This is a genomic window from Streptacidiphilus anmyonensis (assembly GCF_000787855.1).
In the GTDB taxonomy this organism is placed as follows: Bacteria; Actinomycetota; Actinomycetes; order Streptomycetales; family Streptomycetaceae; genus Streptacidiphilus; species Streptacidiphilus anmyonensis.
In genome coordinates, this window is the sequence record NZ_BBPQ01000044.1 from 22,535 (window position 1) to 46,029 (window position 23,495).

Annotated in this window: 24 protein-coding genes; 21 read left to right on the top strand and 3 right to left on the bottom strand. The window is 73.7% G+C overall.

Annotated features, from left to right (window positions below; all coding sequences use genetic code 11):
* The first annotated feature begins 162 nt into the window (after window positions 1-162).
* Window positions 163-2,427, top strand: a complete 2,265-nt coding sequence (locus TR50_RS29035; protein ID WP_052441451.1) for a multicopper oxidase family protein — start codon at window positions 163-165, stop codon at window positions 2,425-2,427.
* Window positions 2,428-2,558: 131 nt separating this feature from the next.
* Here TR50_RS29035 and TR50_RS47120 read toward each other — a convergent pair whose 3' ends face one another.
* Window positions 2,559-2,714 (bottom strand): hypothetical protein, encoded by a 156-nt coding sequence (locus TR50_RS47120; protein WP_160311204.1) that lies wholly within the window; start codon window positions 2,712-2,714, stop codon window positions 2,559-2,561.
* Between the two features lie 228 nt (window positions 2,715-2,942).
* On the opposite strand from TR50_RS47120, the gene TR50_RS47125 reads away from it, so the two are divergent.
* The 12 genes from TR50_RS47125 to TR50_RS29095 all read left to right on the top strand — a co-directional run bounded on the left by TR50_RS47125 (window position 2,943) and on the right by TR50_RS29095 (window position 16,745).
* Window positions 2,943-3,254 (top strand): acyl carrier protein, encoded by a 312-nt coding sequence (locus tag TR50_RS47125; RefSeq protein WP_042428632.1) that lies wholly within the window; start codon window positions 2,943-2,945, stop codon window positions 3,252-3,254.
* Between the two features lie 174 nt (window positions 3,255-3,428).
* Window positions 3,429-5,405 carry a fatty acyl-AMP ligase gene (locus TR50_RS29045; protein ID WP_063775164.1) on the top strand — a complete coding sequence of 659 codons (1,977 nt, stop codon included), beginning with the start codon at window positions 3,429-3,431 and terminating at the stop codon, window positions 5,403-5,405.
* On the top strand, window positions 5,399-7,228 hold the full coding sequence (locus TR50_RS29050) for an acyl-CoA dehydrogenase family protein (RefSeq protein ID WP_152648700.1): 1,830 nt from the start codon (window positions 5,399-5,401) through the stop codon (window positions 7,226-7,228). Before TR50_RS29045 ends, TR50_RS29050 begins: the two co-directional genes overlap by 7 nt.
* On the top strand, window positions 7,222-9,108 hold the full coding sequence (locus tag TR50_RS29055; RefSeq protein ID WP_084701153.1) for an acyl-CoA dehydrogenase family protein: 1,887 nt from the start codon (window positions 7,222-7,224) through the stop codon (window positions 9,106-9,108). The genes TR50_RS29050 and TR50_RS29055 overlap by 7 nt, the downstream gene beginning before the upstream one ends.
* Window positions 9,109-9,139: 31 nt before the next feature.
* Entirely contained in the window at window positions 9,140-9,406 is a 267-nt protein-coding gene (locus TR50_RS29060) for an acyl carrier protein (RefSeq protein WP_042428637.1), read from the top strand.
* The gene (locus TR50_RS29065) at window positions 9,406-12,435 is read left to right on the top strand and encodes a type I polyketide synthase (protein WP_042428640.1); all 3,030 of its coding nucleotides are present in this window, start codon (window positions 9,406-9,408) and stop codon (window positions 12,433-12,435) included. The genes TR50_RS29060 and TR50_RS29065 overlap by 1 nt, the downstream gene beginning before the upstream one ends.
* Window positions 12,432-13,472, top strand: coding sequence for a 3-oxoacyl-ACP synthase III family protein (locus tag TR50_RS29070; RefSeq protein WP_042428648.1), 1,041 nt, complete (start codon window positions 12,432-12,434; stop codon window positions 13,470-13,472). Before TR50_RS29065 ends, TR50_RS29070 begins: the two co-directional genes overlap by 4 nt.
* Window positions 13,469-13,726: a hypothetical protein gene (locus TR50_RS29075; protein ID WP_042428650.1), complete on the top strand. Its 258-nt coding sequence runs from the start codon at window positions 13,469-13,471 to the stop codon at window positions 13,724-13,726. Before TR50_RS29070 ends, TR50_RS29075 begins: the two co-directional genes overlap by 4 nt.
* Window positions 13,723-14,565 carry a 2-oxo acid dehydrogenase subunit E2 gene (locus TR50_RS44710; RefSeq protein ID WP_236654632.1) on the top strand — a complete coding sequence of 281 codons (843 nt, stop codon included), beginning with the start codon at window positions 13,723-13,725 and terminating at the stop codon, window positions 14,563-14,565. The genes TR50_RS29075 and TR50_RS44710 overlap by 4 nt, the downstream gene beginning before the upstream one ends.
* Entirely contained in the window at window positions 14,450-15,304 is an 855-nt protein-coding gene (locus TR50_RS29085) for a 4'-phosphopantetheinyl transferase family protein (RefSeq protein WP_052441453.1), read from the top strand. The genes TR50_RS44710 and TR50_RS29085 overlap by 116 nt, the downstream gene beginning before the upstream one ends.
* Window positions 15,301-16,371: an alpha/beta hydrolase gene (locus tag TR50_RS29090; RefSeq protein WP_042428651.1), complete on the top strand. Its 1,071-nt coding sequence runs from the start codon at window positions 15,301-15,303 to the stop codon at window positions 16,369-16,371. The genes TR50_RS29085 and TR50_RS29090 overlap by 4 nt, the downstream gene beginning before the upstream one ends.
* On the top strand, window positions 16,368-16,745 hold the full coding sequence (locus tag TR50_RS29095; RefSeq protein WP_052441455.1) for a DUF4260 family protein: 378 nt from the start codon (window positions 16,368-16,370) through the stop codon (window positions 16,743-16,745). The genes TR50_RS29090 and TR50_RS29095 overlap by 4 nt, the downstream gene beginning before the upstream one ends.
* 106 nt (window positions 16,746-16,851) lie before the next feature.
* Here the strand turns inward: TR50_RS29095 and TR50_RS29100 are convergent, their stop codons facing one another.
* Complete coding sequence (locus TR50_RS29100) at window positions 16,852-18,006, bottom strand: cytochrome P450 (RefSeq protein WP_042428652.1); 1,155 nt, start codon at window positions 18,004-18,006, stop codon at window positions 16,852-16,854.
* A gap of 136 nt (window positions 18,007-18,142) precedes the next feature.
* Between TR50_RS29100 and TR50_RS29105 the strand changes: the two genes are divergently transcribed.
* The 8 genes from TR50_RS29105 (at window position 18,143) to TR50_RS29140 (ending at window position 22,913) form a co-directional block, all read left to right on the top strand.
* The gene (locus TR50_RS29105) at window positions 18,143-18,424 is read left to right on the top strand and encodes a DUF6059 family protein (protein WP_042428655.1); all 282 of its coding nucleotides are present in this window, start codon (window positions 18,143-18,145) and stop codon (window positions 18,422-18,424) included.
* A 176-nt stretch (window positions 18,425-18,600) separates the two neighbouring features.
* Complete coding sequence (locus TR50_RS29110) at window positions 18,601-19,485, top strand: AfsR/SARP family transcriptional regulator (protein WP_063775165.1); 885 nt, start codon at window positions 18,601-18,603, stop codon at window positions 19,483-19,485.
* Window positions 19,486-19,647: 162 nt separating this feature from the next.
* On the top strand, window positions 19,648-20,436 hold the full coding sequence (locus tag TR50_RS29115) for a thioesterase II family protein (RefSeq protein ID WP_042428657.1): 789 nt from the start codon (window positions 19,648-19,650) through the stop codon (window positions 20,434-20,436).
* 19 nt (window positions 20,437-20,455) lie between these two features.
* Complete coding sequence (locus TR50_RS29120; protein WP_042428660.1) at window positions 20,456-21,298, top strand: AfsR/SARP family transcriptional regulator; 843 nt, start codon at window positions 20,456-20,458, stop codon at window positions 21,296-21,298.
* A 62-nt stretch (window positions 21,299-21,360) separates the two neighbouring features.
* A complete protein-coding gene (locus TR50_RS29125) occupies window positions 21,361-21,627 on the top strand; it encodes an acyl carrier protein (protein WP_042388935.1) in 267 nt (88 codons plus the stop codon).
* Between the two features lie 19 nt (window positions 21,628-21,646).
* On the top strand, window positions 21,647-22,030 hold the full coding sequence (locus tag TR50_RS29130) for a SchA/CurD-like domain-containing protein (RefSeq protein ID WP_042428662.1): 384 nt from the start codon (window positions 21,647-21,649) through the stop codon (window positions 22,028-22,030).
* 29 nt (window positions 22,031-22,059) lie between these two features.
* Window positions 22,060-22,512 (top strand): anthrone oxygenase family protein, encoded by a 453-nt coding sequence (locus TR50_RS29135; protein WP_042428664.1) that lies wholly within the window; start codon window positions 22,060-22,062, stop codon window positions 22,510-22,512.
* A 74-nt stretch (window positions 22,513-22,586) separates the two neighbouring features.
* Complete coding sequence (locus TR50_RS29140; RefSeq protein WP_152648701.1) at window positions 22,587-22,913, top strand: hypothetical protein; 327 nt, start codon at window positions 22,587-22,589, stop codon at window positions 22,911-22,913.
* A 67-nt stretch (window positions 22,914-22,980) separates the two neighbouring features.
* On the opposite strand, the gene TR50_RS29145 is transcribed toward TR50_RS29140, so the two are convergent.
* On the bottom strand, window positions 22,981-23,382 hold the full coding sequence (locus tag TR50_RS29145) for a SchA/CurD-like domain-containing protein (protein WP_042428667.1): 402 nt from the start codon (window positions 23,380-23,382) through the stop codon (window positions 22,981-22,983).
* Window positions 23,383-23,495 lie beyond the last annotated feature (113 nt).

The following is a 23,495-nucleotide window of genomic DNA, read 5'->3' on the forward strand; positions in this document are numbered from 1 at the left end:
GCGGTTCCTTGAGCGCGGAGTGACAAGTCGTATGCTCAGCGTCGTCACAATGCGCGCATAAGTGGTGACAGTGCGCATATCGGATGGTTGACGGTGGTCGGCGGCAGGGCCTGCTGCGGCTTGGCAGACGGGCGGTGTCGCAGCTTCCCAGGAAGGCATGCCTTGTCCGAGCACGAAAACAGCGACCGGTCCGACCGAGCACAGCTGAGCCGCCGACGGTTGCTGGCCGTCGCGGGATGCCTCGGGGCGGCCTCCGTGACCTCTCTCAACGGTCTGATCCGGCCTCAGACGGCGGTGGCGTCGGTGCTTCGGCCGCAGACGCCGCTGCCCGGCGGGAAGATCCCCAAATACGTCACCGCGCTGCCGACGTTCGGCGGTCAGCGGGTCACCGCCTCGTCGATGACGACCTCGTTCGTCGAGTTCCCGCAGCAGGTGCTGCCGCCGGGGATGTATCCGCGCTCCCACAAGGAGGGCACCTGGGTGTGGGGCTACCAGGTCGCGGACCGACCGGCCAGTTGGCCGGGCTGTACCGTCGAAGCCTGGGAGGGGCGGCCCACCACCGTCCGTTACGTCAACAAGCTGCCCTGGATCGGCCACGGTTCGCGGCTGGCACCGCTGCTGACGGTCGACCAGACCATCCACTGGGCCGACCCGCTCCACCAGATGGAGTCCTTCGAGCCCTACCGCGGTCCGATCCCGGCGGTCGCGCACCTCCACGGCGGGGAGGTGCCCTCCGGGGACGACGGCGGGCCGTCCGGGTGGTTCACTGCGAACGGGCTGCGCGGTCCCGGATACGCCACCCACGACGGGGCCGCGCCGAACGAGGCCGTCTACCGGTATCCGAACAGCCAGCAGTCGTGCACGCTGTGGTTCCACGACCACGCCCTCGGCGTCACCCGACTGAACGTGTACGCCGGTCTCGCCGCCTTCTACCTCGTCCGCGACCAGTACGACACCGGGCGGCCGGACAACCCGCTGGGGCTTCCCGCCGACCCGTACGAGATCGAACTCGCGATCCAGGACCGGCGGTTCGACACCAACGGGCAACTGCTCTTCCCCGACGGCTCGAACCCTTACGACGACACCTTCGTCGGCCCGCCGCCCAATCCGAAGGCGCACCCGTACTGGATCCCGGCGTACCTCGGTGACGCGATGTGCGTCAACGGACGCACCTGGCCGGTGCTCAAGGTGGAGCCACGCCGCTACCGCTTCCGCTTCCTCAACGGATGCAACAACCGCTACCTGTCGATGAGCCTGACCGACGCACCGGACGCGGACCGGGGCGGCGCGCCGTCCGCGGTCGCGTTCTGGCAGATCGGCACCGAGGGCGGACTGCTCGACACCCCCGCCGAACTCAACACGCCCGGCCGGCCCAAGGCTCCCCGGCTCATGCTCTCTCCGGCCGAGCGCGCCGACGTGGTCATCGACTTCGCCGGCCTCGAAGGCGCCTCACTGATCCTGACCAACGACGCGGTCCGCTCCTTCCCCACCGGCAGCCCGCCGGATCCGACCCTGGACGGTCAGATCATGCGGATCGACGTGTCGCTCCCGCTCTGCGGGAGGGACGCCACCTACGACCCGGCGTCCTGCGCTCCGCTGCGCGGCGGAGCCGGGCGGCCCGCGCCGATCGTCCGGCTCGCCGATCCCCGCACCGGCCATGTGCCGCCGGGCGTTCCGGTGCACGCCAGGCGCCAGCTGGTGATCAACGAGCAGGACAGCGTCGCGTGCTACACGCCGCCCAAGCCCGCCGAGCCGGGAACGATCCTGGCCCTGGTCAACAACAGCATGTGGACCGGCCTGCGCGCCGGAACGGACACTCCGATCGTCGGCTCCCGGCCCGACGGGTACGGCCAGGGCCTGTGGCTGACCGAACGGCCGCGCGTCGGGGCCACCGAGGTCTGGGAGATCCTCGACGTCGCCATGTTCGCGCACCCCATGCACATCCACCTGGTCCAGTTCCAGGTCCTGAACCGGCAGCACGTCGACGTCCGGTCCTACATGGACGCCTGGGCGTCCGAGTTCCCGGGCGGCGTGTTCGACGGGCAGAACTGCGACGGGACGCTGGGCAAGGTCAGCTACCCGCCCGGGGTGGTCATCCCCGGCTACGGGCCGCCGCGCGACTACCTCACCCCGAACGCGGACGGCGCCATCGGCGGCAATCCCGCCTTCGGCCCCCACCTGGTGGGACCGGTCATCCCGCCGGACCCGAGCGAGGCGGGCTGGAAGGACACCGTCAACGCCCTGCCCGGAATGATCACGCGAGTGGTCGCCCGCTGGGCGCCCACGGCGCTGCGCGCCGGCACCGTCAAGCCGGGCGAGAACCGCTTCCCCTTCGACCCCACCGAGGGGCCGGGGTACGTCTGGCACTGCCACATCATCGACCACGAGGACAACGAGATGATGCGCCCGTACGCGCCGACGCACTGAACCGGTCGCAACGAAACGCGAGGGCGCGTCGTCAACGCCAGAGGCTCCTGGGCGGCGTATGCCGTCCAGGAGCCTCTCGGCCGTCCCGGAGGGACGCCCCGCGGGGAGGGGCGGGGCGCCTCGCTGAGCGCCTAGTCGGCCGCGGTGGCCGTGGTGGCGGTGGCGGCGCGCAGGGCGTCGGACTCCTCGAGGATCTCGTCGAGGTCGGCGTCGGACAGGAAGGCGTCGGAGAGGAAGGCGTCGTCGGGCGCGGGAGCCGAGGACGGGCTGCCGGGGGTCTGCGTCATGGTCTGCGCCTCCTGATGGCGGAACGGACAGGACAGGGCTGGCAGGACGGACGGGCGCCGGAACCGTCGCCGACCGGGCCGGAGGAACGCTTGAAGGAGGGGCGAGCGGGGGGAGCGGAAGGGGTCTCGCGCGACCCCGGTGACGTGCTCAAGGTCGGCTCGAGCAGCGCGGCGCACAGTGCGGCTCCGAGACGTCACCCCGCCGCTGACACGGCCGAAGGAGCGATCATGGACGCTGCGCCCTGGGACCAGACGTTCGAGGGGACGGTGCGTGCGGCGCTGCCGTACCTGGAGCCGGACGAGCCGCTGCTGCCGGTGACCTCGCTGACCGAGTGCGGGCTCGACTCGATGGGCATGATCCAGCTGACCGAGGTGCTCGAGCGCACGTACGGGGTCTCGTTCCCGCCCGGGACCATGCCGACGACGGCGTTCTCGGCCGCCGGGACGCTGTGGGGCGCGGTCCAGGCCGCCCAGGTGGCGCAGCGGTCGGACGCGGGAACGACTCGAGCCGGGCGCCTCGCGGAGCCGTGGCCGACGTGAGCGAACGGCCATGAGCAGGGCGGAGCCCTTCGAGTACGGATGAGGGAGCGCGCGAGTCGGCCTCTGGCCGGTTCGACATGGTCGCGAGGGGCTCTCGAGAGACCCGCCCCATTCTCGGCACCAGCGGATCCGACGGAGGATCCCGCACACGGTCCGAGCTGAGGGGGAACAGACGTGACGAGTGGGGTCGAGCCGTCGAGCGCACGCACGTTCACCGACGCACGCACCTTCACCGAGCGGTTCCGTGCACACGCGGAGGCGCTGGGGAAGCGGAACGCGTTCGTCTTCCTGCATCAGAAGCCGAGCGGGCCGGAGCCGGAGCGCGTCTCCTACCAGGAGCTGGACCGCGCCGCCCGCGGTATCGCCGCGTGGATCCAGGAGACGGGCAAGGCCGGCGACCGGGTCCTGGTGCTCCAGTCCTCGGGGCTGGCCTTTCTCACCAGCTTCCTCGGCTGCCTGTACGCGGGCGCGGTCGCCGTGCCGACGCCCGTGCCGGACAGCTCCAGCGTCAACCTCGAGCGGTTCCTCGGCATCATCAGAGATGCCAACGCGAGCCTGGTGCTGACCGACAGCGCCAACGCGCCGGAGATCTCGCAGCGGCTCGCCGAGGCGGGCCGGCCGCAGGTGCGGTGTCTGGCCACCGAGTTACTGCCCGAGGACAGCGCCGACAGCTGGGTCGAGCCGGCCTTCGCGCCTGACAAGCTGGCCTTCCTGCAGTACACCTCCGGCTCCACCGGTGAGCCCAAGGGCGTGATGGTCTCCCACGGCAACCTCGCCGCCAACCAGGAGACGATCCGTCGGGCCATGCGCACCGGGCCGGACTCGGTCATCGGCGGCTGGCTGCCGTTCCACCACGACATGGGCCTGGTCGGCCACCTGCTGCACCCGCTCTGGCTGGGCGCGTCGGGCGTGCACATGGAGCCGGTGGCGTTCATCCGCCGACCGGTGTCCTGGCTGCGCATGATCACCGAGTACCGGGTCACCACCGGCGGCGGGCCCGACTTCGGCTACCAGCTCTGCCTGGACCGGATCAGCGACGCGCAGATGGAGGGGTTGGAGCTCTCCAGCTGGCGCAACGCGGTCAACGGCTCCGAGCCGATCAAGGCCGGCACGCTGGCCCGGTTCGCGGAGCGCTTCGCGCCCGTCGGGCTCCAGCGGGGCGCGCTCTACCCCTGCTACGGCATGGCCGAGGCGACGCTGCTGGTCGCCGGCGACACCCCGGGCCGTCAGCCGATGCGGTTCCGCGCCGACGGCGAGGAGTTGGACGGGCGTCGCCTCAAGGGCGCCGCCATCGGCGGCGGGACGCCGCGCACCATCGTCAGCAGCGGCCGTCCGCACGGCTGCGAGCTGCGCGTCGTCGACCCCGACACGCACGCGAGCCTGCCCGACGGCACCGTCGGCGAGATCTGGCTCCGCGGTCCCGGGGTCGCGCTCGGCTACTGGAACCGGCCGCTGGAGACCGGCGAGACCTTCCAGGCCGTCACCGCCGAGGGCGACATCGGCTGGTTGCGCACCGGCGACCTCGGTGTGCTGCACGAGGGGCGGCTGTTCGTCACCGGCCGGATCAAGGAGATCGTGATCCTGGCCGGGCGCAACCTCTACCCGCAGGACATCGAGCGGGCCGTGCAGCGTGCGGACGCGCAGTTCGGATCCGGGGCCGCGTTCGGGATCGACACCGGCGAGTCCGGCCGCGAGCAGGTCGTCCTGATCCAGGAGGTGCGCCGCCCCGGGCAGCCCGACACCGACTTCGCCGCGCTCGCGGCCACCGCGCAGCGCAGCATCCTGCGCGAGTTCGACATCCCGGCGGAGAACGTGCTGCTGGTCCGCCCCGGCACGCTGCGCCGCACGACCAGCGGCAAGCCGCGGCGCGGCGAGATGCGGCAGCTGCTGCTCAACGGCTCGATCCGCCCGATCCACTCGGTGCTGCACCCGTACCTGAGCGAGCTGATCGCCAGCGGGGTCGCCAGCGGGGTCGCCGGCGCAGCCCTAGGCGGAGCGGGCAGGGCCATGGGCAGCCGGATGGGCAGCGGCATGGGCAGCGGGATGAGCGGCTTCAGGGGCGGTGCGATGCCGAACGGTGCCATGCCGAACGGCACGATGCCGAACGGCACGATGGGATCGCCAGGCGCGGGCGGGAGGCCGTCGTGGTGACGACGCCGCGGCGCACTGCGCCCGCCGGGCTCGACTGGCCGCTGCCGCACCCCTCCTGGGAGCTCGGCGCCCGGCTCGACCGGGAGCTCGGCGACCCGGCCGACGACGCCGGGGTGCACTCCTACCAGGAGTCGATCCGGCTGGACGAGGGCGAGGAGTTCCCCGCCGAGCAGCTGGCCGCGCTCGACCTGTGGGGGCTGGCCGAGTACTACGTCCCGGCCCAGTACGGCGGTCGGCTGACGGACTACCAGGACCTGTCCCAGCTGATCCGGATGCTGGCCCGACGGGACCTCACGGTCGCGATCGCGCACGGCAAGACCTTCCTCGGCGCGGCGCCGGTCTTCCTCTCGGGCGACCACGCGGCCGCCCGGCGGCTGGCCCGGCTGGTCCGGCGCGGGGCCCGGGTCTCGCTCGGGCTGACCGAGCGCACCCACGGCAGCGACATCCTGGCCGGTGAGCTCACCGCCGAGAACCACGGCGACGGACTGCGCCTGAACGGCGAGAAGTGGCTGATCAACAACGCCACCCGGGGGCGGCTGCTGTCGCTGCTCACCCGGACCTCGCCCACCGGCGGCCCGCGCGGATTCTCGCTGGTGCTGGTCGACAAGGACGAGCTGCCCGAGGGCACCTACCGGCACCTGCCCAAGCTGCGCACCCTCGGCATCCGCGGCGCGGACATCAGCGGCGTCGTCCTCCAGGACGCGCCCGTGGGCGCGGACGCCGTCGTCGGCGGCGTGGGCGGCGGGGCCGAGCTGGTGCTGCGCACGCTTCAGGTCACCCGGACGCTGTGCCCGGCGCTCTCGCTGGGCGCCGCCGACCACGCGCTGCGGCTGGCCGTCGGTTTCGCGCAGGAGCGGGAGCTGTACGGCAGGATGCTGGCCGAGCTGCCGCTCACGCGTCACACCCTCGCCGGCGCCTACGCCGACCTGCTGCTGTGCGAGGCGCTCAACACCGTCGCGGTGCGCAGCATCCACGCGCTCACCAGCGAGTTGGGCGTGACCGCCGCCGTGGCCAAGTACCTGGTGCCGTCGGTGGTCGACGAGATCGTCGCCGATCTGGGCGGGCTGCTGGGCGCGCGCAGCTTCCTCGCCGACCACTACGCCCACGGCCGCTACCAGAAGCTGGCGCGCGACCACCGGATCGTCGGCATCTTCGACGGCAACACGATGGTCAACCTGTACTCGCTGGTGGTCCAGTTCCGGGCGCTGGCGCGCAGCTTCCTCGCCCCCGCGGACCATCGGCCGCGTCTGGCCTCGCTGTTCGACCTGGACCGGCGGCTGCCCGAGTTCGACCCGGGGCAGCTGGTGCTGGTCTCGCGCTACGGCAGCAGCATCATGGGCACCCTGCCCGCGGCCGTCCGCGAGCTGCGCGCCGAGGCGGTCGGCCGGCCCGCGCTGGCCCGTGCGGCCGCGCTGGCGGAGGAGCTGGACCGGACCGCCCGCGAGCTGCACGAGCGGATCGCGACGTGCACCTCGACCGTCGGCGACGCGGCCCCGGCGAGCTTCGAGGACGCCCGCAGGTACTCCCTGTGCTTCGCCGGCGCGGCGGCGCTGGGGCTGTGGCTGCACTCCCATCAGGCCGCCGAGTGCGGGCCGACGGGCGAACTGTGGCGGGACGGCCTGTGGTTGGAGGCCGTACTCGACCGGGTGCTGCGGCGTCAGGCCCTCGGCGGGCCGGCCCGGCTGTCGGCGCCGGCGGCGGGCGGCGCCACTGAGACGGACCTGAGCGAGCGGCTCGAGGCCCGGCTCATCGAGCAGTACCAGCGGGGCAGCCTCTTCTCGCTGCTGCCCTGCCCAGTGGCGGAGGGACCCGTGTCATGTTGAGCAGGCTGAACGACACGCCGTGCAGCGGCGATCCGGCGGAGGGTCCACACGGCGCAGGCACGACGCACGGCCAGGCAGGCGCCACGCCCGACCACGGGGGCGTCGGCCTGGACGCGGGGGAGCGGCAGATCCGGGAGCGGGTCGCCGCGTTCGAGGAGCTGCTGGGCGACCCGCACGAGGCGGGCAACCCCTTCGGCAACGCGGCGCTGCTGGAGGCGGACGAGCGCGGCGAGCTGTCGGTGGAGGCGGAGCGGGCGCTGGCGGCCTTCCGGCTCAACGACGAGTTCGTCCCGCGTGAGCTGGGCGGCAACCTGGACCGGATCGACGGGCTGGCCCGCGTGCTGCGCCCGCTGTTCCGGCGCGACGCCTCGCTGGGGCTCGGCTACGGCGTCACCTCGTTCCTCGCCGCGATCGCGGTGTGGGCGGCGGGCGACGAGGCGCAGCGCGGCCGGACCGCGGACCTGCTGCGCGGCGGCGGCCGCCTCGCGATCGCCTACCACGAGCTGGCGCACGGCAACGACTTCGTCCGCAACGAGTTCTCCGCCCGTCCGGACGGCAGCGGCGGCTACCTGCTCGACGGGCGCAAGGACGTCATCAACAACGCCGGGCGCGCGGAGGGCCTGGTGCTGTTCTGCCTGACCGCGCCGCCCGGTCAGCGCGGCCCGCGCAGCCATTCGGTGCTGCTGGTCGACACCGCCGGGCTGCCGGAGGACGCCTGGCGGGTGACGGACCGGTACCGGACGGTCGGCGTGCGCGGCTGCCAGGTCGCGGGCTTCTCGTTCGAGCGGTGCCGCGTCCCCGCCGACGCCCTGGTGGGACGTCAGGGCGGCGGTGTGGAGACGGCGCTGCGCTCCTTCCAGATCACCCGCAGCGTGGTGCCCGGCATGGTGCTGGGCGGGGCGGACACGGCGCTGCGCACCGTGGTGCGCTTCGCCACCAGCCGGGAGCTGTACCGCAGGTCGGTGCTGGACATCCCGCACGCGCAGGCGACGGTGGCCAGCGCCTTCACCGACCTGCTGGTCTGCGACAGCATCTGCCTGGCCGCGACCCGGGCGGTGCACCTGCTGCCGGAGCAGACCAGCGTCTACGCGGCGGCGGTCAAGTACCTGGTGCCCAAGCTGCTCCAGGACGCCTGCTACAACCTCTCCATCGTGCTCGGCGCCAACTTCTACGTGCGCGACGGGGACTACGGCGTCTTCCAGAAGCACGTCAGGGACCTGCCCATGGTGAGCCTGGGGCACGCGGGCAGCGCCGCCTGCCAGGCGACGATCATCCCGCAGCTGCCCCGGCTGGCCCGGCGCTCGTGGACGCAGGGGACCCCCGCGCCCGAGGCGCTGTTCCGCACCGGCGGCGGGCTGCCCGCGCTGGACACCGACCGGCTGGTGCTGGCCGCCGAGGACGACGCCCTGGTGGCCTCGCTGCTGGCGGCCGCCGACCGGCTGGAGGGGCCGCGGGAGGCGGGCGCCGAGCTCGCGCCGGTCCGGGCCCTGGTCCGCGCGCTGGTGGCCGAGCTGACCCGGGTCCGCGAGGAGTGCCTGGCCCTCGGGCCGCACGACCGCACCGCGATGGCCAGCCCGCACGCCTACGCGCTGGCCGACCGCTACACCCTGCTGCTGGCCGGATCGGCCTGCGTCAACGTGTGGCTGGCGCAGCGTCAGGACGGCGGGGACTTCCTCGCCGACCCGCGCTGGGTGGTCGCCGCGCTCACCCGCGTCTGCCGCCACCTGGGCCTGCCGCTGCCGGAGGAGGCCGACGAGCACAGCGAGTGGATGCTCGCCGAGGTGCTCGGCCGGTACCACGAGGGCCGCAGCTTCGACCTGTACGACACCCACCTGGCCGGTCCGCTCGTCGACGACGAGCCCGCCGCCGCCCGCCACTGACTCGACTGGGCCGATTCGAAGGGACCACGCGATGCCTGCTGTCACGCCTCTCGAGGCCGAGTACCGCGACTGGCTCGTCACCCGGCTCAGCGGCTACCTGCGCCGACCGGAGAACGACATCAACGTCTGCATCCCGTTCAGCGAGTACGGGATGGACTCGGTGGCGGCGCTGAGCCTGTTCGGCGACATCGAGGACGCTTTCGGGCTGTACCTGGAGCCGACGGTCGCCTGGGACTACCCGACCATCGAGGCGCTGGCCCGCTTCCTGGTCCGCGCCGGAAGCGACGGGGCGCTGTGATGCCCGAACCCACGGCCGGGCCGAGCGCCGGGCCGACCTCTGGGCCGATCGCCGGGCCGATCGCCGTGGTCGGGCTCGACTGCCGGTTTCCGGGGGCCGCCGACCCCGACGCCTTCTGGCGGATGCTGCTGGCGGGCGCGGAGAGCGTCGCCCCCCGTCCGGCCAGCCGCGGCGCGCAGGGGGAGGGGACGGGCGCGCCCGGCGGCTTCCTCGACGACGCCGACGCGTTCGACCACGCCTTCTTCGGCATCAGCCGGGCCGACGCGGCGGCGATGGATCCGCAGCAGCGGCTGCTGCTGCAGACCGCCTGGCGGGCGCTGGAGGACGCCGGTCTCAGCCCGCTCCAGCTGGCGGGCAGCAGCACCGGCGTCTTCGTCGGCGCCATGGCCGACGACTGGGCCCGGCTCCAGCTCTCCGACACCAGCGAGCCGACGCCGCGGCTCGGCATCGGCGCGGGCCGCTCCATGCTCGCCAACCGCCTCTCCTACCAGCTGGATCTGCGCGGTCCCAGCCTCACCGTCGACTCGGCCTGCTCCTCGGCGCTGCTCGCGGTGCACCTGGCGGTCAACTCGCTGCTGGCCGGGGAGTGCGACACTGCCGTGGTCGGCGGCGTCAACCTGGTGCTGACGGACGCGCTCGACGCGATCTACCGGCAGGCCGGGCTCGCCGCGCCGGACGGGCGCTGCAAGCCGTTCGGCGCGGCCAGCGACGGCATCGGCCGGGCCGAGGGCGTCGGCGCGGTGGTGCTGCGGCGCGCGGCGGACGCGCGGCGCGACGGGCAGCTCGTCCACGCGCTGCTGCTGGGCAGCGCCGTCAACCAGGACGGGCGCAGCAACGGCATCATGGCCCCGTCGCGACGGGCGCAGCGCGAGGTCATGCTCGCGGCCTGCCGCCGGGCCGGGGTGGAGCCGGCCGAGGTCTCCTTCGTCGAGGCGCACGGCACCGGCACCCCGATCGGCGACCTGATCGAGGCGCGGGCGCTGGGCGACGTCTACGGGCCGGGCCGGGCGGTCCCCTGCGGGATCGGGTCGGTCAAGGGCAACATCGGCCACGCCGAGGGCGCGGCCGGCATCGCCGGGCTGATCAAGGCGACGCTGGCGCTGCGCCACGGCGTGGTCCCGCCGCTGGCCACGGTCGGCGGCGAGCACCCGGGGCTGGCCCTGCGCGACCACGGTCTGCGGCTCATCGAGCGGCCCGAGCCGCTGCCCGCCGACGTCACCGGGGTGCTGATCGGGGTCTCCAGCTTCGGCATGGGCGGCAGCAACGCGCACGTGATCCTCGCCGGCGCGCCGCGTGAGGCCGTCGTCGCGGCGGCCGCCGTGTCACCGGCTGCGGCGGCGACGGACCACGAGGAGGTCTCCGCCTCCGTGTTCACCCTCACCGCGCCCTCCGCGCAGGGACTGCGGCGCAACGCGGCCGCCCAGGCGGACGCGCTGGCGCGGCTCACGCCCGACTGGGCGGGCGAGCCCGCTGCGGTGTCGGTGGGCCGCGTCTGCTGGACCAGCAACAGAGTGCGCACCGGGCAGCCGTACCGGCTCGCACTGGCCGCCGCCGACCTGCCGGGTCTGGTGGAGGGGCTGCGTGACGCCGCGTCGGGCGAGGAGCGGTGCGGCAACGCGCCGGGCGAGACGCCGGTGCTCGGGTTCCTCTTCACCGGACAGGGCGCGCAGTACCCCGGCATGACCGCCCGGCTGTACCGCGAGAGCGCCCTGTACCGGCACCACCTGGACCTGGCCTCGCGCGCCCTGGACCCCCACCTTCCCGGTTCCGTCGTGGAGTTGCTGCTCCGCGGCGACGAGGCAGTGCACCGCACCGAGTGGACGCAGCCCTGCGTCTTCGCCGTCGAGTACGCCCTCGCCGCCTCGCTCGCCGAGCTGGGCGTGCGGCCGGACAGCGTGGTCGGGCACAGCATCGGCGAGTTCGCCGCCGCCGTCGCCGCGGAGGCGCTGACCCTGGACGAGGCCGCGGCCGTCGTCGCCGCCCGCGCCACCGCGATGGGCGCGCTGCCCGAGGGCGGCGGAATGCTCGCGGTACGCGCCGACGCGGACGCGCTCGCCGAGATCGTCGCGGCCGAGCCCCTGGTCTCCCTCGCCGCCGTCAACGGCCCCGGCGCCACCGTCCTCGCCGGTGACCTGGGCGCGCTGGCCAGACTGCGCGAGCGCTTCGCGGAGCAGGGCACGGGCGCGACCGCGCTGAAGGTCTCGCACGCCTTCCACTCCACGCTGATGGAGCCGGTGCTGCCCGAGTTCCTGCGCCGCGCCGGGCGGATCCCCGCGGGCAGCCCGCGGCTGCCCATGTTCTCCACCGTCACCGGCGCCGTGCTCGACCACGGCCTGGAGCACAGCCTGGACGCGGACTACTGGTGCGCGCACATCACCGGCACCGTCCGCTTCGCCGACGCGGCGCAGACGATGCTGCGGGCCGGCATCACGCACCTGGTGGAGCTCGGCCCCAAGCCGGTGCTGCTGACGCTGGCCCGACGTGTGCCGGGCGGCACGCGAGTACCGGGGTTCAGCGTGCTCAGCGGCCCGCAGTCGGGGGCGCAGGCGCTCGCCGCGGCCGCCGCCGAGCTGTACCGGCAGGGCGCGGAGCTGTCCTTCGACCCCCTCTACACCCCCGGCGACCAGCGCCTGACCCGGCTGCTGCCGCAGGTCTTCGACGACTCGGTGCGGCTGTGGCGCCGCCCGTCCGCGCCCGTCGTGCGGTCGGCCGCCCCGCCCGCGGCCGGGCACGATCAGGCGGAGCGCGAGCGTGACCGCCCCGCCCGTACCGAGAGCCCGGCGGAGGCGGTCCCCGCCAGCGTGGCCGCCGTGCTCGGCGTCGACGCGGCCGAGGTCGGCCGCTACGACCGCTTCTACGACGACCTCGGCTTCGACTCGGTGATGCTGATGGAGCTGAAGACGCTGCTGGAGGAGCGGCTGCCGGCGCTCGGCGAGCTCGCGCTGCCCGAGATGATGGCCGCCCTGGTCAGCGTCGACTCGCTGGTCAGCCACCTGGACGAGCAACTGGCCCTGAGCAGGGCCGCATGAGCACGACGATGTGGCTGCGCTCCGCCGCGGCCGCGCTGCCCGGACCGCCGGTGGACAACGCCGCGCTGGGGGCCAGGATCGGTCTGCCGGCCGAGTGGATCGACCGCTTCGTCGGCACCCGCGCGCGGCACTTCGCCAAGGGCCGCACCGACCTGGCGGGCCTGTGCGAGCGCGCCGCGCGCGACGCGCTCGGCCGGGCCGGTGTCGCGGCCCGCGAGCTCGACTTCGTGGTCCTGGCCACCGCCACCCCGGACGCGTTGATGCCGACCACGGCGGCCGTCGTCGCGGACCGGATCGGCGCCGGCGACGCGCCCGTCTACCAGCTCCAGTCCGGCTGTTCCGGCACTGTGCAGGCGTTGGCGCTGGCCCGGGCGCTGCTCGCCGACGGGGCCGGGCTGGGCCTCGTCCTCGGCGGCGACGTCGCGGCCAAACACCTGGACCTGGACCAGGACTTCCGCTCGATGCGCCCGGCCCAGCTGGTCAACTACGTCGTCTTCGGGGACGGCGCGGGCGCGGCGGTCGTCTCCGCCGACCGCGCGCCGGGCGCGGCCCGCTGCGCGGCCGTCGGCCACCGCCCGGTGCTGCCGGGCGTGGCGCCCGGCCAGCGGCTGGAGTGGTACGGCGCGGCGGAGCGCGACTCGCAGCTGCCGCCCGCGACGGAGGACTACGCCGCCGTGGAGCAGCGCGTCCCCGAGCTGGCCGAGCAGGCCGCCAAGGAGCAGCTGGCGACCCTGGGTTGGACCGGCGAGCAGCTGGACCACCTGCTGCCGCCGCAGCTCGGCGGCCGGATGACGACCGCGATCACCGCCCGGCTGCGGGCCGCGCTCGGCGCGGAGCGAGCCGCGGAGCTGTCCTGCGTCGCGGACACCGGCAACACCGGGAACGCGCTGCTGCTCCAGCAGTTGGCGCTGCTGCTGCCGCTGCTGCGCGAGGGGGAGCGGACGCTCGCGGTCTGCGTCGAGTCGAGCCGCTGGATCACCGGCACGCTCGCGCTGGGCACGCCCGGCCCGCAGCCCGGGGAAGGGCGATCGGCATGACCGGTGTGAACGGGACCGGGCCTGCCGAACTGGCCGACCTGGGCGGCCTGGTGGCGCTGCTCAACGAGGAGCTGGACCTGGAGCTCTCGGCGGAGCAGGCCGACCTGCCGCTGGACGCGCTGCCCGGCTGGGACTCGATGCTGCTGCTGCGCGTCCTGCTCGCCATCGAGGCCGCCGCGGGCCGGGCGCAGTCGCTCGCCGACCTGCTCACCGCCGGGACGCTGCGCGAGCTGCACCGGGCGGTGCGGCGGTGAGCCGCCGCGACCGGGCGCGGCGTCACACCCGGTACTTCCTCGACTGGGCGCGCAGCGCCGCCCCGGTGCATCTGGGCGCCGAGGTCGACATGCGCGGCGTCGAGGCGCACCGGGCCGCCGCCCGTGCGGCGGGCTCGCCGACGTCCGTCGTCAGCTACCTGCTCTACGCCGCCGGACGAGTGCTGGCCCGCCACCCCGAGGCCAACGCCGTCGCCGTCGGCCGGGTCTTCCCGAGGACGGTCCGCTTCGACCGGGTCCACGCCAAGCTCGCCGTCGACACGGGCGGCGGACCGGCCGGGGGCACGGGCGGGGAACGGCGGGTGCACACCGCCGTGCTGCACGACGTGGACCGGCTCCCGCTGGCGGAGCTCCAGCGGCTCGTGGAGCACCACCGCGACGACCACACGGACGGCAGCGCCGACGCCGCACGGCTGCTGGCCCGCCTGCCGGCCCCCGTGGGCCGGCTCGCCTTCCGGGCCGCGATGGCCCGCACCTCGCGCAGGCCCGAGCTGCTCGGCACGGTCGCCGTCAGCTCGCTCGGCCACCGGCGCGTGGACACCTTCGACGCCTTCGGCGGCACGGCGGTCACCCTCACCGCCGGCCGGATCAAGCAGCACCCCACCCCGGTGCTGCGCCTGGGGCTCACCTTCGACCACCGCGTCATCGACGGCGCCGCAGCCGCGGATGTCCTCGACGAGCTCGTCCACTTGCTGGAGGCCTGTGATGCCGCTCTTCCCGGGGGGTGGGACGACCCTCGACTCCGTCTCGGTGATGGACCGGCCGATCCGCCTGACCGGTCCGGAGGGGCCCTGGCACCGGTTCGCCAAGGCCTTCCGTGAGCACGGCGTGGCCATGGTGCACGCCCGGCTGGCCGACTGGGTCCCCGAGGACCTGGACGACCCCGGGCTCGCCCTCGCGCTCGGCCGCGACTACGCGCGCTTCCGCGACATGCGCCACCGGCCCGTCCGCGAGCGGTTCGCCGCGTCGCGCTCGCTGCTGCACTGGGTCGCCGGACAGGCCATGGACGCGCCGCCGGAGACGGTCGAGATCGCGTACAAGCCCGGCGGCCGCCCCTACCTGCGCGGCTGCGACCAGATCGACATCAGCCTGAGCCACACCGACGAGCTGCTGCTGGTCGGCATCACCCGGCGCGGCTGGATCGGCGTCGACGCGGAGCTCTCGGACCGGCCCATGCTGAGCCCCGGCATCGAGCGCCAGGTCTGTACCGCGTACGAGCGCGCCATGCTGGCCGACGTGGAGGAGGACGACCGCAACCACGAGATGGTCCGGCTGTGGACGCTCAAGGAGGCCTACAGCAAGGCCATCGGGCAGGGCCTGCGGTTCCGCTTCAACGAGTTCGGCTTCGGCCCGGCGGGACGCCCGCTCCAGGTGCTGCGGCCCGACGGCTCGCCGGGCACCGGGGACGAGTGGGTCCTCGACAGCTGCACCATCGACGGCAGGTACACCGTCAGCTGGGCCCTGTACGACGCCGGCTTCGGCGACACCGAGGACACCCGGGCCAGCACCATGCTCGATCCCGGGCTGCTGGAGGCACTCATGGACGGAGCAGGGGCATGACCGTCAGCAGAGTCCACGACGGCGTCGGCGTCGAGGAGCTGTCCGAGCTCGCGCTGCTGCACGCGCTCGCCCAGGGCATCGACGAACCGACGGCGCGGGAGCTGCTGACGCGGGTGCGCCGCCCGTGGGGCGAGGGCTCCGACGCGTGGGGGCCGGTCTGGACGGCGGCCGCGGACCGGCTCGCCGGGCTCGGCCGTCTGCTGGAGGCCTGCCGTCTCTACGCCGTCGCCCGCTTCCCCTTCCCCGGCGACGAGCCGCGTCGCGTCGCGCAGCGGCGCTGCGTCGAGAGCTTCGACCGCTGGCGCCACGCGCAGCCGACCCCGATCGACCGGCTGACGGTCTCCCTGGACGGCGAGCGCTTCGTCGCCTGGACGGCGGGCCTGGACCCGGTGCGGCCCCGGCCGCTGCTGCTGGTGCTCGGCGGCATCGTCAGCGTCAAGGAGCAGTGGGCGCCGCTGCTGACGCAGGCCGACGCGCTGGGCGTGGCCCTGGCCGTCACCGAACTCCCGGGCGTCGGCGAGAACACCCTGCGGTACGACGCGGCCGCGCCGCGGATGCTCTCCGCCCTGCTCGACGCGCTGCTCGGCCTCGCCGACGTGCGCCGCGTCGCGGCGGTGGCACTGAGCTTCGGCGGTCACCTCGCGATGCGCTGCGCGCTGGAGGATCCGCGGATCGCGTCCGTCGCGACGGTCGGCGCGCCCGTGCGGCGGTTCTTCACCGACGCCGCCTGGTGGTCGACGCTGCCCGCCACGACACGGGCGTGCCTCGCCCACACCATGCGGACGCCGCCGACCGAGCTGCGGGAGCGGTTGCGCGACTGGGCGTTGACGGACGGGGAGCTGGCGCGGCTGGCCGAGCAGCGGGTGCCGGTGCACTACGTCGCGAGCCTGCGCGACGAGATCACGCCCCCGGGGGAGGCCGACCTGCTGCGCCGGGCGGGCGTGCCCGGCACGGACCGCGCCTTCGACGACGTCCACGGCGCGCCGGACCACCTGGACGAGACCCGCCTCCACCTGATCGGCGGCGCGCTCGCGACGTTCAGAGGCGCCCCGGGGGCGGGGAGATGACACCGGGCTGGACCTACCGCACGCCGACCGGCCGCGCGACGAGCGCGCTGGTCGGCGTCGCCGCGCTGGCCGCGGCGCGGGGCCTCGCCGGGCCGCGGAGCAGGACCCTGTGGGTCTGCGCGGTGGTGCCGGACGTGGCCCTGCTGATCGGCCTATCGGCCGCGCCGACGTGGAAGCAGCTGCCGTCCTACGCGATCCGCCCGTACAACACGCTGCACTCGCCTGTCGTCCCTGCCGCGCTTCTCTTGGCCGCGGGGATCTCGCGCCATCGCGGCACCACGGTCGCCGGCCTCGCCTGGCTGGCGCACATCGCGGTCGACCGCGCGTTCGGTTACGGGCCACGCGACGCCGAAGGGTTCGTTGCACACGCCTAGGGGCGCGAGGAACTGCGCGACAAGCCACCCACGCGGGTAGAGCCCCGAACGCGCAGGGCCATCCGCATGTCGGGGGTTTCTCGCGCAGTTCCTCGCGCCCCCGGGGTTACCACTCGACCGGAAGCTCCACCAACCGGTTCACCAACAACCCGCTGTGCATCCGCAGTTCGTCGACCGGCACGCCCAGACGCAGCTGCGGCACCCTGCGCGCCAGCGCACTGAGCGCCGTGCGCAGCTCCGCGCGGGCGAGGGAGGCGCCGAGGCAGTAGTGGGGGCCCTGGCCGAAGGCCAGGTGGGGGCGGCCGTCGCGGGAAGCGTCGAAGCGGTCCGGGTCGGGGAAGACGGACTCGTCGCGGTCCGCCGAGCAGATCGACGCGATCACCGCGCTGTTGCGCGGGACGAACGTCCCGGCGATCTCGACGTCGCGCAGGGTGACGCGCAGCGGGCCGCCGTCGCCGACGGGGTTGTACCGCAGCAACTCCTCGACCAGGGAGTCGAGCGCCGCCCCGGTCGAGGGGACCGCGCGCAGCCCTTCCGGGCGCAGCAGCAGCGTCAGCACGGAGGTGCCGATGACGCCGGCGGTGGTCTCGTGGCCGGCGAGCAGCAGGGTGACCGCCATCGTCAGCAGTTCGCGTTCGTCGAGGCCGCCGAGGGCCAGCGCGCTGAGGAGGTCGTCACCGGGGTCGCGGCGCTTCGCGGCGACCAGGCCGCCGAGGTACTGGAGCAGCGCGCCGCGGGCCTCGGGGCTGGGGGCGGTGAGCGAGAGGACCTGGTCGGACCAGGACTGGAAGGTGTCGCGGTCGGCGAAGGGCACGCCCAGCAGCTCGCAGATGACGAACGCGGGCAGGGGGAAGGCGAAGTGGCTGATGAGGTCGGCCCCGGGACCGGCCGCGACGAGGCCGTCGACGAGGCGGTCCGCAGCCTCGTCCAGCAGCGGCTGGAGCGCGGCCGTGCGCCGCGGGTTGAACTCCTTCGCGACCAGGGCGCGCAGGCGGGTGTGCTCGGGGCTGTCCAGCGTGAACAGGCCGCCGGGGTCGAAGGGGAGCCGGGTCAGCTTCGGGGCCTCCGGCAGGACCGTCGCGGCGCGGCTGAAGTCGGGGTCGCCGAGGATCCGGCGCACGTCCTCGTAACGGCTGACCAGGTAGCCGTGGTCGCCGCTGGGGAAGCGCACGTGGGCGACGGGGCAGGAGCCGCGCAGCTCGCGGTAGGCGGCGGGCACCTCGGTGGCGTTCGCACGGGCGGGCGGGTAGTCGAGGCTCATGCGGGGAGTGTCGGCGCGGCCGCTCGGATTCCGGTCGAGATCGTGAACCACACCGACCATGACTCGCCCTGGAGTGGCTCTCGAGCGGCCGGGCCGACCATGGAAGGCATCCCCTTTGTGCCAAGGAGGTGCCCTCGTGGGCAGGTTGGGGCGAGGTCTCGCCAAGTACTGCTTCTATCCGGTGTTGCGGGCACTGGCCGTCTACGGGCAGTGCCAGGTAGGGGTCTTCCACCCGGACATCAACCCGACGGAGCTGGCCCGTCAGCTGCGTCCGGCGGACGACCGGGTGCCGTCCGTGCCGGCCACGTTCCTCGGCCTCGCCGGGCCGCCGCTGGGGCACCCGGAGCGGCTGACCGCCGGGGTCGGGCTCTCCTCCTACGAGCGTGAGGTGCTGCGTCAGTTGGACCTCAGCAGCTGAGGGCGGCCGTGGGGCGATTGATCGCGTTTGAGGGTGATTGAGGAAGTCCTTCGCAAGTCGTGAAGATCTCACTGTTCCCGACCGTCCGGCCTTTGGCACTCTGGTGCTTGGCTCTCTCCGCAGCGACCTCGAAAGGAGAAGGCCGCGGCGCCTACCGTGGAGGGGACGGTGAGGGCATGGAGATCAAGGTACTGGGCCCGCTTGAGGCGGTCGAAGCGGAAGTCTCGATCGTTCCCACGGCCGGCAAGCCGCGTCAACTGCTCGCCCTGCTGGCGCTGAACGCGCGTCAGATGGTGCCTGTGGTCGCGATGATGGACGAGCTGTGGGGTCCGCGTCCGCCGCGCAGTGCGGCGACCACCTTGCAGACCTACATCTTTCAACTGCGTCGTTCGCTCTCGGCCGCGATGGTCGGCACGGGGCGCGACGCCAAGGAGGTGCTGATCACCCGCAGTGCGGGATATCTGCTGGAGACTCCGATGGGCGACGTCGACGCCTGCCGGTTCGACGAGTTGACCGTCAGAGGCTACGCGGCCTTCGAGGCGGGAGACCCGGAGGCCGCGTCGCGCCAGCTCGGTCAGGCGCTGGGCCTCTGGCGAGGTCCGGCGCTGATCGATCTTCCGCGCGGCAGCAGGCTGGAGATCGAGGCGACCCGGCTGGACGAGAGCCGGGTCGCGGCTTTGGAGCGACGCCTCGACGCGGACCTGCAGCTGGGGCGGCACCACGAGATCCTCGGGGAACTGGCCGGGCTGACCGCCCAGTACCCGCTGCACGAGAACCTGCACGCCCAGTTCATGCTGGCGCTCTACCGCTGCGGGATGTCCGCGCGGGCCTTGGAGGTCTTCCGGCGGCTGCGCGCCTCGCTGATCGACGAGTTGGGCCTGGAGCCCTCCGCGCCGGTGCAGCGGCTGCAGCGGGCGGTGCTGTCCTCGGATCCGATGCTCGACCCGGTCAGTCCGTTGCGTCCGCAGAGTCCCAGGTCGCAGCCGGTCGGCACGGAGCGTCGGCAGACCCTCGACGGGCCGGGCCGGGCCATGGCCCCGAGGGCAGGGAGCCGCGGCTGAGGCGCCCGCACACCACCATCGCTCCGCCCCGGCCCGCGCCGTCGGCTCCGCCGCCGTGCGCGGGCTCAAGAGCATGTCAAGCGTTCCTGCAGCTTCTCTGAGGACGATCGTTCACACCTGAGGTTGCTCAGGGTGTGCGCGACGTGACGAGGGGGTGCGGTCATGGGCGGCTGGTTCGCGGTGGACCCGGGGCCTTCGGGGCCGATGCGTCTGTTCTGCTTCCACCATGCGGGGGCGGGCGCGCTCTCCTTCGCCCGCTGGCAGAATCGTTTCCTCAGCGCTCTCCCCGTGGAGGCGCCGGTACGTGTGGTGCCCGTGCGGCTTCCCGGGCGCGAGAGCCGGCTGCGCGAACCGCGGATCACCTCGGCGACGCGTCTGCTCGACGAACTCGAGGCGGCCCTGCGCGCGTACTGCGACGAGCCGTACGCGCTCTACGGGCACAGCCTGGGCGCGCTGGTCGCCTACTCCGTCGCGGACCGGCTGCGCAGCCGAGGGCTGCGCCCGCCGGAGCTGCTCGCCGTCGGCGCCTGCTCCCCGCCCCACCTCGGCATGCCGCTGCTCGACGGCGCCGAGCTCGACGACCGCGCGCTGCACGGCCTGCTCGAGCGCACCGGCGGCGAGATGCCGCAGAGCTCCCTGGGGCCGGTCTGGTCGCAGACCATGCTCGACATCCTCAGGGACGACCTGCTGCTGGCCCGGGGTCTTCGGGCGGCCGCGGGCCGGACGTTGGACGTTCCCGTGCTCGCCCTGGCCGGTCAGGCCGACCATGTCGCGCCGGTGGCCCAGGTCGCCGAGTGGAGCGCCTACACGGTCGGGGGCTTCACGCTGCGGAGCCTTCCCGGCGACCACTTCTTCGTCCGTGACGAACCGGTCGTGGCGCTGCTCGCGGAACGGCTCGGACAGATCCCGGCGGACTGCCTGACCTCCGCGACCGCCGCCCCCCTGGGCTGACTCAAGAAGGAGCTCGACGATGGACATTGGTGTGCTCGGGCCCTGCCAGGTCACGCTGGCGGGGGCCTCCGTCGTACCGACAGCGATCAAGCCGCGCAAGGTGCTGGCGCTGCTGGCGATGTACCCCGACCAGGTGGTGGCGGTCTCCCGGCTGATCGAGGAGCTGTGGGGCGCCAACCCGCCCCGGAGCGTGCAGACCACGCTCCAGACCTACATCCTCCAGGTGCGCAACCTCATCGGCGCCGCGCTCGCGGTGGGCCCCGGCGGGAACCTGGGCTGCGGCCCCAAGGACATCCTGGTCACCTCCGCCAACGGCTACATGCTCGACACCCAGGGCGGCCTGGTCGACGCCGTCGAGGCCGAGCGGCTCGCCGCCATCGGCCACCGCGCCCTGTCGGTCGGCGACCACCAGACCGCCGCCTCCCGCTTCCGCCAGGCGCTGGCCCTGTGGCGCGGCCCGGTCCTGGTCGACGTGCAGGTCGGCCCGCTGCTGGAGGCCGACGTGATCCGGCTGGAGGAGTGCCGGCTGAGCATCCTGAGCCAGCGGATCGAGGCCGACCTGGCCCTCGGCATGCACCACGAGATCCTCGGCGAGCTGGCCGGTCTGGCCGCCCGCCACACCACCCATGAGCGGCTCCAGGCGCAGTTGATGCTGGCCCTGTACCGGGCCGGACGTCGTGGCAGCGCCCTGGAGACCTACCAGCGGCTCCGGATCACCCTCGGCCGCGAGCTGGGCCTGGACCCGTCCCCGACCCTGCAGGGCCTGCAACGGGCGATGCTCTCCGACGACCCCGAGCTGGAGTACGCGGGAGCGGGAGCGGGAATCGGGCCCGGTTCGCTGGCGGTGGGCCGGTCGGGCTGAGACCTGGTCAGCCCCTCGGCGCCGCAAGGGCACCACTCACCTCACCGAAAGGACCGCACGCGATGGCCACCTATACCGTGCAGGAGCTGACCGCTGCGCTGCGCGAGTGCGCCGGCGACTCCGACACCTACGACCTGTCCACGGCCGACGACTCCGTCCTCGACGTCACGTTCTTCGAGCTCGGTTACGACTCCCTCGCGGTGCTCCAGGTCACCGGTGTGATCGGGCGCCAGCTCGGCATCCAGATCGAGGACGACGCGGTGGCGCAGGCGGAGACGCCGCGCCTGCTGCTGAAGATCATCAACGCCGCTCCGTCGCGCGCCGCCTGATTCGAAAGGTCGAACGTTCATGCCGTACGCAGCCATCACCTACCGGGTCAAGCCCGGCTTCGAGGACGAGATCGCCGCGATCTTCGCCGGGTTCCAGCGGGTGGACACGCCCGATCTCCCCTCGTTCCAGGCCGGCGAGGCGCCCGCCGGGCGCCTGCTCGGCACCGGCGTCTTCATCAAGGACGACGTCCTGGTCCGGGTCATCCACTACGAGGGGGAGTTCGCCGCGGTCGGGCGTCACATGGCCGCGCAGAAGGGCGTCCACAAGCTGGAGGAGGAGCTTCTCCCGTACCTCGCCGAGGAGCGCGACACCCGCAGCGACGCGGACTTCGCCGCGTACTTCAAGGACGCGACGATGCGCTCCATCGCCCAGCTCACGGTGGACACCCACCCGGGCCGCTGACCGGCACGGCCGAGAGAGGAGGGAGGGCCGTGGTCGAGACCCTCAGCGTGCTCGCGGCCCTGGGCACCGGAGTCACCGCGGGCGTGCTGTTCGCCGTCGCGCTCAGCGTGCTGCCCGCGCTGTTCGCGATGGAGCCGCGCACCTACGTGGAGGCGCACCGGCTGCTGGGTCGCAACTGGGATCCGGTGATGCCGCTGATCGTGCTCACCAGCACCGGCCTCAACGTGGCGCTCGCGGTGCTGCGGACCGGCACGGCGCGTGAGCTGTACATCGTGACCTCGGTGCTGCTGTTGGGCGTCTCGACGGTCTCGCACCTGTGCAACGTCCCCATCAACCGCAGAGTCAAGGCGGTCGCCACGGACGGGGCGCTACCGTCGGACTGGGAGGACCCGCGTCCCCTCTGGCGGCGGTGGCACATGCTGCGCACCGGCCTGGCGCTGGCCGCCCTCGTGGTGGGCAGCGGCGCGACAGCTCTGCACTGACAGTCCCCGGGCGGGGCTCCTCGGAGTCCCGCCCTTTCCCGCCCGCGGGCGGCCGGCCAAGGAGACGACCACCCATGCGACCACCATCCATCCGATTACGACGACGCCTGCTCACCACGGCGCTGGTGCTGGGCCTGGCCCTGCCGGGGCTCGCGGCCTGCGCCGACGCCAAGGGCTCGTGCGACAAGGGGCAGTGCCGCCTCGACCTGCACGAGGGCTCGCAACTCTCGCTCGACGGAGCCGACTTCGTGGTCAAGCGGGTCGACGCGGCCTCGATCGTCATCAGTTCGCACGGCTTCAGCTACACGCTCCAGAAGGGCTTCGACCTGAAGCTCGGCCGGTTCCACCTGAAGCTCGCGGACGTCAACGACGGCTCGGCCGGAGTGAACGTCTCCAGCTGAGCGGCGCACAAGGAGGCCGGACCCGCAGGGGGTCCGGCCTCGACGCGTCCGGGGACGGTCCGGGACGTCAGCCGCGTATCGAGATCTGCGTCAGGCAGGGCAGCAGGCTGCGGTTGAAGGTCGCCACGAAGCCCTCCGGCGTGCCGGTGTCGCGCGGCTTGCTGAGGTAGGGCTTCAGCTTGGCCTCGACCTCCTGCACGCCCGGCTGGGTGGCCATGTGCCAGGCGACCTCCTGGAGGTCGCCCTCGTACTCGATGAGCCGGACCATCGTCGCGTCGCGCAGGAAGACGGCCGTGGACAGGATCCGCGTCGTCGGCGCCGGCGCGTCGGCGTCCGGCGCCGCGCCCGCTCCCGCTCCCGGCCGGCCCTGCACGGACGACGAGCCGACCCGCTTGAAGCTGCCGAAGATCTCCGCCAGCTCCTTCTCGAAGCCGGACTTGATGTCGTACTGGATCGCCGCGAAGGGCATGCCCTCTCCTCTCCTCATGGTCGCGGGCGGGCCGGGCCGTCGGCGGGGGGAAGGCCGACGGCCGCGCGGCCCGCCCGGCCCCTCCATGCTGGCCCGCGCTTTCGCGCCGGACT

What these genes read in the sequence shown, in the direction of transcription:
- TR50_RS29055 (WP_084701153.1), top strand. Translation starts at nt 7,222, where the DNA reads ATGTTGAGCAGGCTGAACGACACGCCGTGCAGCGGCGATCCGGCGGAG.
- TR50_RS29145 (WP_042428667.1), bottom strand. Translation starts at nt 23,382, where the DNA reads ATGCCCTTCGCGGCGATCCAGTACGACATCAAGTCCGGCTTCGAGAAG.
- TR50_RS47120 (WP_160311204.1), bottom strand. Translation starts at nt 2,714, where the DNA reads ATGACGCAGACCCCCGGCAGCCCGTCCTCGGCTCCCGCGCCCGACGAC.
- TR50_RS29100 (WP_042428652.1), bottom strand. Translation starts at nt 18,006, where the DNA reads ATGAGCCTCGACTACCCGCCCGCCCGTGCGAACGCCACCGAGGTGCCC.
- TR50_RS47125 (WP_042428632.1), top strand. Translation starts at nt 2,943, where the DNA reads ATGGACGCTGCGCCCTGGGACCAGACGTTCGAGGGGACGGTGCGTGCG.
- TR50_RS29065 (WP_042428640.1), top strand. Translation starts at nt 9,406, where the DNA reads ATGCCCGAACCCACGGCCGGGCCGAGCGCCGGGCCGACCTCTGGGCCG.
- TR50_RS29130 (WP_042428662.1), top strand. Translation starts at nt 21,647, where the DNA reads ATGCCGTACGCAGCCATCACCTACCGGGTCAAGCCCGGCTTCGAGGAC.
- TR50_RS29140 (WP_152648701.1), top strand. Translation starts at nt 22,587, where the DNA reads ATGCGACCACCATCCATCCGATTACGACGACGCCTGCTCACCACGGCG.
- TR50_RS29110 (WP_063775165.1), top strand. Translation starts at nt 18,601, where the DNA reads ATGGAGATCAAGGTACTGGGCCCGCTTGAGGCGGTCGAAGCGGAAGTC.
- TR50_RS29115 (WP_042428657.1), top strand. Translation starts at nt 19,648, where the DNA reads ATGGGCGGCTGGTTCGCGGTGGACCCGGGGCCTTCGGGGCCGATGCGT.
- TR50_RS29085 (WP_052441453.1), top strand. Translation starts at nt 14,450, where the DNA reads ATGCCGCTCTTCCCGGGGGGTGGGACGACCCTCGACTCCGTCTCGGTG.
- TR50_RS29060 (WP_042428637.1), top strand. Translation starts at nt 9,140, where the DNA reads ATGCCTGCTGTCACGCCTCTCGAGGCCGAGTACCGCGACTGGCTCGTC.
- TR50_RS29075 (WP_042428650.1), top strand. Translation starts at nt 13,469, where the DNA reads ATGACCGGTGTGAACGGGACCGGGCCTGCCGAACTGGCCGACCTGGGC.
- TR50_RS29070 (WP_042428648.1), top strand. Translation starts at nt 12,432, where the DNA reads ATGAGCACGACGATGTGGCTGCGCTCCGCCGCGGCCGCGCTGCCCGGA.
- TR50_RS29090 (WP_042428651.1), top strand. Translation starts at nt 15,301, where the DNA reads ATGACCGTCAGCAGAGTCCACGACGGCGTCGGCGTCGAGGAGCTGTCC.
- TR50_RS29125 (WP_042388935.1), top strand. Translation starts at nt 21,361, where the DNA reads ATGGCCACCTATACCGTGCAGGAGCTGACCGCTGCGCTGCGCGAGTGC.
- TR50_RS29095 (WP_052441455.1), top strand. Translation starts at nt 16,368, where the DNA reads ATGACACCGGGCTGGACCTACCGCACGCCGACCGGCCGCGCGACGAGC.
- TR50_RS29120 (WP_042428660.1), top strand. Translation starts at nt 20,456, where the DNA reads ATGGACATTGGTGTGCTCGGGCCCTGCCAGGTCACGCTGGCGGGGGCC.